Below are 2616 nucleotides of genomic sequence, written 5' to 3'. Positions count from 1 at the left end.
GGGCGTCGGAGCGGCCGCGGACGTCCTCGGCCAGGCTGCGCGCGCGGGAGCCGGCGCGGGGCTGGGAGGCGGGCACACGGCATACGGTAATCGGCTCCGGCACGTTGCCCTTGCCGCCGCACGGGGGCGCCATGAGGATGGGCCCGTGACCACACCCGAGGCCCTGTCCTACAGCTCCGGCACCTCGCAGACCCCGCTGCTCGGCGACACCATCGGGGACAACCTCGCGCGCACCGTCGCGCGGTTCGGGGACCGTGACGCGCTGGTCGACGTCCCGAGCGGGCGGCGCTGGACCTACCGCGAGCTCGACGCCGCGGTGGACGAGCTCGCGCGGGGCCTGATCGGTCGGGGCATCGCGGCCGGTGACCGGGTCGGCATCTGGTCGCCGAACTGCGCGGAGTGGACGCTGCTGCAGTACGCCACGGCCAAGGTCGGCGCGGTGCTGGTCAACGTCAACCCGGCGTACCGCAGCCACGAGCTGGCCTACGTCGTCACGCAGTCCGGCATGCGGATGCTCGTCAGCGCGGTGGCGCACAAGACGTCCGACTACCGCGGGATGGTGGAGGAGGTCCGCGGGGACTGCCCGGCCCTGGAGGAGGTCGTCTTCATCGGCGAGGGCTCCTGGCAGGACCTGGTGGATGCGGGGTCGTCCGTGGCGTCCGAGGCTCTCGCGGAGCGGATGGCGGCCCTGGGCGCCGACGACCCCATCAACATCCAGTACACGAGCGGCACCACCGGCTTCCCCAAGGGCGCCACCCTCAGCCACCACAACATCCTCAACAACGGCTACTTCGTCGGGGAGCTGGTCGGCTACACCGAGGCCGACCGGATCTGCCTCCCGGTGCCCTTCTACCACTGCTTCGGCATGGTCATGGGCAACCTCGCGGCCACCTCGCACGGCGCCTGCATGGTCATCCCGGCGCCGTCCTTCGACCCGGCCGCGTCGCTCAAAGCCGTTGAGGCAGAACGCTGCACGTCGCTCTACGGCGTGCCGACGATGTTCATCGCCGAGCTCGGGCTGGCCGACTTCGGCTCCTACGACCTGTCCACCCTGCGCACCGGGATCATGGCCGGCTCGCCGTGCCCGGTCGAGGTGATGAAGCGGGTCATCGCCGAGATGCACATGTCCGAGGTGGCCATCTGCTACGGCATGACCGAGACCTCGCCGGTGTCGACGATGACCCGCGTCGACGACGACCTGGCCCGGCGCACCGAGACGGTCGGGCGGGTCATGCCGCACCTGGAGGTCAAGGTCGTCGACCCGGTCACCGGCCGGACGGTGCCGCGCGGGGAGCCGGGCGAGCTGTGCACCCGCGGCTACTCGGTGATGCTCGGCTACTGGGAGCAGCCGGACAAGACCGCCGAGGCCGTCGACACGGCCCGCTGGATGCACACCGGCGACCTGGCGACCATGGACGACGACGGCTACCTCGCGATCGTCGGCCGGATCAAGGACATGGTCATCCGCGGCGGGGAGAACGTGTACCCCCGCGAGATCGAGGAGTTCCTCTACACCCACCCGGCCATCGCCGATGTGCAGGTCATCGGGGTCCCCGACGCCCGCTACGGCGAGGAGCTCATGGCGTGGGTGGTCATGAAGCCCGGTGAGGAGCCGTTGACCGCCGAGGGCGTGCGCGAGTTCTGCTCCGGGCAGCTGGCGCACTACAAGATCCCTCGCTACGTCCACGTCGTCGACGGGTTCCCGATGACGGTGACCGGCAAGATCCGCAAGGTGGAGATGCGCGAGCAGGCGGTGCAGATCCTCGGGCTGCAGGACGCCGCCGGCACCCGCCGCGCCTGAGTGCGCGACCGGTATGCCGTGCCCCACCTCCTGCTGCTGAACGGCTTCCCGGCCTCGGGCAAGTCCACGCTCGCCCGGCGCTGGGTCGCCGACCACCCCCTGGCGCTGGCCCTGGACGTGGACTGCGTGCGCGGGCAGCTCGGCCGGTGGCAGGACCAGCCGCACGCCGCCGGCCTGGCCGCCCGGGACCTGGCCACGGCGATGGCCCGCGCCCACCTGCTCGCGGGCCACGACGTCGTCGTGCCTCAGTTCCTCGGCCGGCGGGCGTTCGTGGACCGGCTGCAGCAGACGGCGCATGAGGCGGGGGCGGTGTTCCACCACGTCGTGCTGCTCGATGACCGCGAGGACGCCGTGCGCCGCTTCCACGCGCGCACCGGCCGGGCCGAGGAGGCCGCGCACGCCGAGGCCGGCCGGATGGTCGCCGACGCGGGGGGTGGCCCGGCGCTGCACCGCATGTACGACCGGCTGCTCGAGGTGGTGCGCGACTGCCGGCCGGTGACCCCGCTGGAGCCGCTCGACGGCGACGTCGAGGGCACCTACGCCCGGCTGTGCGCGGCGCTGGCCTGACCCGGGTGGTGACTGGTCACTCGGGGCCGGTTCCCAGCCTGGTCCCTGTCACCGCACAGGATCCGGGCGCATCCTGCTGGTGAGGAAAGGACCGCCATGTCGCAGCAGCCGCCGAACCCGCCCCAGCCGGGTTCCTCCGAGCCGACCCAGTCGCTGCCGCCCCAGCCGACGCAGCCGCTGCCTCCCGCCCAGCCGCAGCCCGCCCAGCCCGGCCCGGTGCCGACCGCCGCCGCGGCAGGGGCGCCCCC

Annotated in this window: 2 protein-coding genes; both read left to right on the top strand. The window is 72.9% G+C overall.

Translation table 11 applies throughout. From position 1 onward, the window contains the following. The first annotated feature begins 145 nt into the window (after nucleotides 1-145). On the top strand, nucleotides 146-1801 hold the full coding sequence (locus VF825_RS04635; protein ID WP_331110633.1) for an AMP-binding protein: 1656 nt from the start codon (nucleotides 146-148) through the stop codon (nucleotides 1799-1801). Between the two features lie 18 nt (nucleotides 1802-1819). Next, nucleotides 1820-2368: an AAA family ATPase gene (locus VF825_RS04630; protein ID WP_331110631.1), complete on the top strand. Its 549-nt coding sequence runs from the start codon at nucleotides 1820-1822 to the stop codon at nucleotides 2366-2368. Nucleotides 2369-2616: the final 248 nt, after the last annotated feature.

Source organism: Oryzihumus sp. (assembly GCF_036391795.1).
GTDB lineage: Bacteria > Actinomycetota > Actinomycetes > Actinomycetales > Dermatophilaceae > Oryzihumus.
Note: the sequence above shows the minus strand (reverse complement) of the source record. Positions and strands in the feature narration are given on the sequence as shown.